This window comes from Burkholderia pseudomultivorans (assembly GCF_902499075.1).
GTDB classification, from domain to species: Bacteria; Pseudomonadota; Gammaproteobacteria; order Burkholderiales; family Burkholderiaceae; genus Burkholderia; species Burkholderia pseudomultivorans.
Map to the genome: position 1 here is coordinate 1 of NZ_CABVPP010000110.1, position 6,359 is coordinate 6,359.

Annotated in this window: 7 protein-coding genes; 6 read left to right on the plus strand and 1 reads right to left on the minus strand. The window is 68.9% G+C overall.

What is annotated here, in order from left to right:
- Nucleotides 1–521, minus strand: a 521-nt coding sequence (locus BST28156_RS34125) for an alpha/beta fold hydrolase (protein WP_174904546.1), incomplete at its 3' end; no start/stop codon positions are given.
- A 312-nt stretch (nucleotides 522–833) separates the two neighbouring features.
- Between BST28156_RS34125 and BST28156_RS34130 the strand changes: the two genes are divergently transcribed.
- From BST28156_RS34130 to pqqE, 6 genes are all read left to right on the plus strand, one after another.
- Nucleotides 834–2,834 (plus strand): sigma-54-dependent Fis family transcriptional regulator, encoded by a 2,001-nt coding sequence (locus BST28156_RS34130; protein ID WP_174904547.1) that lies wholly within the window; start codon nucleotides 834–836, stop codon nucleotides 2,832–2,834.
- 289 nt (nucleotides 2,835–3,123) lie between these two features.
- Nucleotides 3,124–3,198, plus strand: coding sequence for a pyrroloquinoline quinone precursor peptide PqqA (gene pqqA, locus BST28156_RS34135; protein WP_006410019.1), 75 nt, complete (start codon nucleotides 3,124–3,126; stop codon nucleotides 3,196–3,198).
- Between the two features lie 63 nt (nucleotides 3,199–3,261).
- Nucleotides 3,262–4,185 carry a pyrroloquinoline quinone biosynthesis protein PqqB gene (pqqB, locus tag BST28156_RS34140; protein WP_012218307.1) on the plus strand — a complete coding sequence of 308 codons (924 nt, stop codon included), beginning with the start codon at nucleotides 3,262–3,264 and terminating at the stop codon, nucleotides 4,183–4,185.
- 2 nt (nucleotides 4,186–4,187) lie between these two features.
- Complete coding sequence (gene pqqC, locus BST28156_RS34145) at nucleotides 4,188–4,907, plus strand: pyrroloquinoline-quinone synthase PqqC (RefSeq protein ID WP_012218306.1); 720 nt, start codon at nucleotides 4,188–4,190, stop codon at nucleotides 4,905–4,907.
- Nucleotides 4,904–5,182, plus strand: coding sequence for a pyrroloquinoline quinone biosynthesis peptide chaperone PqqD (gene pqqD, locus BST28156_RS34150; protein ID WP_006413117.1), 279 nt, complete (start codon nucleotides 4,904–4,906; stop codon nucleotides 5,180–5,182). The genes pqqC and pqqD overlap by 4 nt, the downstream gene beginning before the upstream one ends.
- 1 nt (nucleotide 5,183) lies before the next feature.
- Nucleotides 5,184–6,317, plus strand: a complete 1,134-nt coding sequence (gene pqqE, locus BST28156_RS34155) for a pyrroloquinoline quinone biosynthesis protein PqqE (RefSeq protein WP_012464851.1) — start codon at nucleotides 5,184–5,186, stop codon at nucleotides 6,315–6,317.
- Nucleotides 6,318–6,359 lie beyond the last annotated feature (42 nt).

The window sequence follows — 6,359 nt, forward strand, 5'->3', positions numbered from 1 at the left end:
AGCAGGCGATCGGCGCGCGCGGTGCCGGCCGCCGCGGCCAGTTGCCGCCACGCGCGCGGCGCCCGTGCGCGCGAGCCGACGAAGAACGCGCGCAGTTCGCGTGCCGAGGTCAGGAACAGGCCGCGCAGCACGACGCCCGTCACCTGGGCCGGATGCCGTCCCGCATAGGCGAGCGCGAGCGCCGCGCCCCACGAGCCGCCGACGACGCCCCAGCGCGCGATGCCGAGCCGCATGCGAAGCGCCTCGAGGTCGTCGATCAGCCGCATCGTGTTGTTGTGACGCAAGCCGCCGCGCGGCGTCGACGCACCGGCGCCGCGCTGATCGACGAGCACGACGCGCATCCGCTGCAGGTCGAACAGGCGCAGCATCGCGGGCCGGCTGCCGCTGCCGGGGCCGCCGTGCAGCACGACGACCGGGTGGCCGCGCGGATGGCCGGCTTCGCGCCAGGCGATCGCGCAGCCGTCGCGCGACAGACGGCGAAGGGATGGAGCAGACGGTCGGCGCTCGGGTCGTCGGTTCATGCGGGCGATGATAGAGGAACGCGGGCGGCGGCGGCGCGCCAAAGCGCGAACGGCATGGCAACGCATGCGCAATCGAGGCGCGCTTCGCGCGCGACTGCGTTCGTCCGGGTCGCGTCGCAGATCATGCGCTCATCACGGCTTTTCGATGAGCGACCGCGACAACCGTTGATCGTCTTTCAATGACCTTTCGAATCGTCGGCGCGGCGCGCACGCGTCATAAGATCGCGTCGCGATCGCCTCGATGGCCCGATGTTTGCTTGTATCGGGACAGAAGAGTCCGGCAACCGACCGGAAGGATCCCCGGAGGAGACAATGCGCGACGACGTTCATCCGGCCGCCGACACACGGGCTGCGCAAGCGCCCGGCTGGCCGACGCCCACGATCCGGAAGTCCCATCAGCGGTCCGAGACGTTCGGCCTGCAGGCGTCCGCACGCCCCGACTACGATGTGCTGTCCGCCAGCGAACTCGCGCTCAAGCGCGAGCAGAACCGCGTGCTGTGCGTGCATGCGATGCCGGTGATGGAGACGCTGCACGAGCAGATCGTCAATACGCAGAGCATGATCGTGCTGACCGATGCGGAAGGGCTGATCCTGAATTCGATCGGCGACGACGACTTCCTGCGCCGTGCGGAGCGCGTCGCGCTGCGCCCCGGCGCGAACTGGGCGGAGGACCGGCAGGGCACCAACGCGATCGGCACGGCGCTGGCCGAGCTCTGCCCGATGGTCGTGCACGGCGACCAGCACTTTCTCGCGGCGAACCACTTCCTGACCTGTTCGAGCGTGCCGATTCTCGATCCGTACGGCGACGTGATCGGCGTGCTCGACGTGACGGGTGACCATCGCAGCTATCACCAGCACACGATGGCGCTCGCGAAGATGTCGGTGCAGATGATCGAGAACCATCTGTTTACGACGACGTTCCAGGAGACGCTGCAGGTGTCGTTTCACGGCCGGCCGGAATTTCTCGGCACGCTGATGGAAGGGATCGTCGCGTTCACCGCCGACGGCCGCTTTCTGTCCGCGAACCGCAGCGCGCAGTTCCAGCTCGGCATGCCGCTGTCCGCGCTGCGTGCGCATACGCTCGCGTCGCTGTTCGACGTGACGAGCGCGCAGCTGATCGACCGGATGCGCGCGAGCACCGAGCCGTACGTGATGCTCAATCTCGGCAACGGCGCGGTGGTCTGTGCGCGCGTGCAGTTCCGGCGTGCGCTGCGCGCGGAGGGCAGCCGCCCCGCGGACGTGCACGACGGCGGCGCCGTACCGGCCGCGCGGCCCGCGGCCGCGCATGGCGCCGCGAGCCTATCGCGGCTCAGCTATCTGGACACCGGCGATCCGCAGGTCGCGGCCGTGATCGCGAAGGTGCGCAAGGTGATCGGCAAGGACATTCCGGTGCTGATCACGGGCGAGACCGGCACCGGCAAGGAACTGCTCGCGCAGGCGATCCACAACGATTCGCCGCGTCGCGACGGGCCGTTCGTCGCGGTGAACTGCGCGTCGATTCCGGAGACGCTGATCGAGTCGGAGCTGTTCGGCTACGAGGAGGGCGCGTTTACGGGCGCGCGCCGCAAGGGCGCGACCGGCAAGCTGCTGCAGGCGAACGGCGGCACGCTGTTTCTCGACGAGATCGGCGACATGCCGTATCCGCTGCAGGTGCGGCTGCTGCGCGTACTGCAGGAGCGCATCGTCAATCCGCTCGGCTCGACGAAGGCGATCGGCGTGGACATCGCGATCATCTGCGCGACGCACCGCGATTTGCGCGAGATGATCGCGCAGAACCGCTTCCGCGAGGATCTGTACTACCGGCTGAACGGGCTCGTCGTGCGGCTGCCGCCGCTGCGCGACCGTACCGATCTCGCGGTGGTCGTGCAGAAGATGCTGCAGCGCGAGACGCTGTCGGGCCCCGGCCGGCGGCCGCTGAGCGTCGCGCCCGACGTGATGGCGCTATTCGAGCGCTGCGCGTGGCCCGGCAATTTCCGCCAGCTCGCGAACCTGCTGCGTACGGCCGCCGCGATGGTCGACGACGACGGCGAGATCCGCTGCGAACACTTGCCCGAGGACTTTTTCGACGATCTGCGGTGCGACGATGCGCAATCTGCGCAGGACGGCGTCGCCGCGCCGCCCGTCGCGGCCGATCCGTTCGCGGCCGGCGATGCGCGGCTGCAGGACGTGGCGGCGTGCGCGATCGCCGCGGCGCTCGCGCGGCACGGCGGCAATGTGTCGGCCGCCGCGCGCGCGCTCGGCGTGTCGCGCAACACGATCTACCGGAAGATGCCGTCGGCCGGCACGGCGCCGCTGCGCACGGATGAACACTGAGGCGCGGCCTCACTGTCACATCGGCTGTGTCAGCTTGCAACACCGGTGTTCAAGGATTCAACAGTCGCGCGCGGGGACGCGCACCGTTCTGCCCCCGCGACGATGGAAACCGAAACCGTTTTGTAGGCTATTGGTAATGTTGCGGCCGCAACGACGGCGCAGCGGCATCCGCACGTCGTCGCGCCCGCGCTCTGCACGCCCGGCACGCTCCTTGCTGAACAGTGATCGACCGCCGATCGACGCGGTTCATTCGATGCAACTCAACTGAACTGACACAAGGAGACATGCCATGCAGTGGACGACCCCCGCCTATACCGATCTGCGCTTCGGTTTCGAAATCACGATGTATATCGCCAACCGCTGATCGGCGTACGCCGTGCCGCCGCCTGCCGCGCGCAGGCGGCGGCCGGCATCGGAGCACGCATCGATGAAGATCAGGATCCTCGGATCGGGCGCAGGCGGCGGACTGCCGCAATGGAACTGCAATTGCGCGAACTGCCGTCGCGCACGCGCCGGCACCGACGGCATCGTGCCGCGCACGCAGTCGTCGATCGCCGTCAGCAGCGACGGCGTCGACTGGGTGCTCGTCAACGCATCGCCCGACATCCTCGCGCAGCTGCGCGCCGCGCCCGAACTGCAGCCGGCGCGCGCCGTGCGGGACAGCGGGATCGTCGCGGTCGTGCTGTGCGACGCGCAGATCGATCACGTCACGGGGCTTCTGATGCTGCGCGAACGCACGTCGCCGCTACCGCTGTATGCGAGCGCGCCGGTGCTCGACGATCTGTCGACCGCGCTGCCGATCGTGCCGCTGCTCGGCCACTACTGCGGCGTCGACGCGCACGCCATCGCGCTGCACGAGCCGTTCGCGATTCCGGGCGCGGGCGGCATCCGCTTTACCGCGGTGCCGGTCGACAGCAAGGCGCCGCCGTATTCGCCGCGACGCGCGGCAGCCGCGCCGGGCGACAACGTCGCGCTGCTGATCGAGGACGTCGCGAGCGGGCGCCGTGCGTTCTACGCGCCGGGCCTTGCCGACGTCGACGATCGCGTGCAGGCCGCGATGCAGGATGCCGATCTCGTCCTCGTCGACGGTACGTTCTGGACCGGCACGGAGATGATCGAACTCGGCCTGTCGGCGAAGCACGCGGCCGACATGGGCCATCTCGCGCAACGCGGCGACGGCATGCGGCCGGGGATGATCGATCGGCTGCGCGCGTTGCCGGCACAGACGCGCAAGGTGCTCACGCATATCAACAACACGAACCCGATTCTCGATCCCGCTTCGGCCGAGCGCGCGCATCTGCACGGGCACGGGATCGAGGTCGCGCACGACGGGATGCATTTCGAGGTATGACCATGAACGCACCGATTTCCGCGGCGGCGCTGCACGCGAGCCCGTGGAGCGCCGACGAATTCGAGGCGCGTCTGCGCGCGCTCGAATCGCGCTATCACATTCACCATCCGTTCAACCGGCGGCTCAATGCGGGCGCGTGCACGCCCGCGCAGATTCGCGGCTGGGTCGCGAACCGCTTCTACTATCAGATCAGCATCCCGCTGAAGGACGCGGCGATCCTCTCGAACTGTCCGGACCGCGACACGCGCCGGCTGTGGGTGCAGCGCATCCTCGATCACGACGGGCACGGCGACGATGCCGGCGGCATCGAAGCGTGGGTGCGGCTCGGCGAGGCGGTCGGTCTCGATCGCGCGGCGCTGTGGTCGCTCGAGCACGTGCTGCCGGGCGTGCGCTTTGCCGTCGACGCGTACGTGAACTTCGCGCGGCGCGCGACGTGGCAGGAAGCGGTCTGCTCGTCGCTGACCGAGATGTTCGCGCCGCAGATCCACCTCGACCGTCTCGCCGGCTGGCCGTCGCACTATTCGTGGATCGACGCGGACGGGCTGCAGTATTTCCGCAGCCGCCTGCCGCTCGCGCAGCGCGACGTCGAACACGGCCTCGCGGTCACGCTCGCGCATTTCACGACCGCGGACGCGCAACGGCGCGCGCTCGAGATTCTGACGTTCAAGCTCGACGTGCTGTGGTCGATCCTCGATGCCATTGAAAAGGCGTATTGCGCATGAATTCCGTCGACGTCAGCGGCGTGCCGCTGCGCCCCACGCTGAGGGGCATGTACCGCCTGCAATGGGAGGCGGCCCAGGATGCCTACGTGCTGCTGTATCCGGAAGGCATGGTGAAGCTCAATCCGAGCGCGGGCGAAATACTCGCGCGCTGCGACGGCACGCGCGAACTCGATGAGATCATCGGCGAACTCGAACGGCTGTTCAGCACGTCCGATCTCGCGTCGGACGTGTATCGCTTCCTCGATCATGCGCGACTGCGCGGCTGGCTGGACTGACATGACGCGCGATCCGAACCCGCCGTCGCCGTCGCCGCCGCTGTGGCTGCTCGCCGAACTCACCTACCGTTGCCCGCTGCATTGCGCGTTCTGCTACAACCCGGTCGACTTCGCGACGCACGGCGCGGAGCTCGACACCGACACGTGGCGCACCGTGATCGCCGACGCGCGCGCGCTCGGCGCCGCGCAGCTCGGCTTTTCCGGCGGCGAGCCGCTGCAGCGCGACGATCTCGAAACGCTGGTCGAGCACGCGCGCTCGCTCGGCTTCTATACGAACCTCATTACGTCGGGGATCGGCCTGACCGCCGCGCGCATCGAGCGGCTGAAGGCGGCCGGGCTCGATCATATCCAGCTGTCGCTGCAGGATTCGACGCGCGAGCTGAACGACTTCCTGACCAGCACGCGGACGTTCGAACTGAAGCGCAGCGTCGCGCGCCTGATCAAGTCGCACGGCTATCCGATGGTGCTGAACTGCGTGCTGCATCGCTACAATCTGCCGCACGTCGACCGCATCATCGAGATGGCGCTCGACCTCGGCGCGGATTTTCTCGAACTCGCGAACACGCAGTACTACGGCTGGGCGATGCTCAATCGCGAGCAGCTGATGCCGACCGCCGAGCAACTGCGCGATGCGGAGGAGACGGTGAACCGCTACCGCAAGCTGGTCGGCGAGCGATGCCGGATCCTGTTCGTCGTGCCCGATTATTTCGAGCAGCGTCCGAAAGCATGCATGAACGGCTGGGGATCGGTATTCCTCGGCGTCGCACCGGACGGCACCGCGCTGCCGTGCCACGCGGCGCGTGCGCTGCCCGCGCTCGCGCTGCCGAACGTGCGCGAGCGCTCACTGAAGGAGATCTGGTACGACAGCGACGCGTTCAACGCGTTTCGCGGCGACGGCTGGATGCGCGAACCGTGCCGCAGCTGCGACGAGCGCCATGTCGATCACGGCGGCTGCCGCTGTCAGGCCTACCTGCTCGCCGGCGATCCGGCCGAGGCCGACCCGGTGTGCGCGAAGTCCGCGCATCACGGCCGCGTCGAGCACGCGGTCCGGCTCGCGCGCCGTGCGACGCCGCGCGACGAGCAGCCGCTCGTCTTTCGCAGCGTCGCGAACTCGATCGCGCGCGCGGGCGGCTAAGCGCGCGCGGTCTTTGCGGCGCGCCGCGCGGCGCCGGCCACG

Excerpts from the sequence above, each read along its gene's own strand:
- pqqC (WP_012218306.1), top strand. The coding sequence starts at position 4,188 with ATGAACGCACCGATTTCCGCGGCGGCGCTGCACGCGAGCCCGTGGAGC.
- pqqD (WP_006413117.1), top strand. The coding sequence starts at position 4,904 with ATGAATTCCGTCGACGTCAGCGGCGTGCCGCTGCGCCCCACGCTGAGG.
- pqqB (WP_012218307.1), top strand. The coding sequence starts at position 3,262 with ATGAAGATCAGGATCCTCGGATCGGGCGCAGGCGGCGGACTGCCGCAA.
- pqqE (WP_012464851.1), top strand. The coding sequence starts at position 5,184 with ATGACGCGCGATCCGAACCCGCCGTCGCCGTCGCCGCCGCTGTGGCTG.
- BST28156_RS34130 (WP_174904547.1), top strand. The coding sequence starts at position 834 with ATGCGCGACGACGTTCATCCGGCCGCCGACACACGGGCTGCGCAAGCG.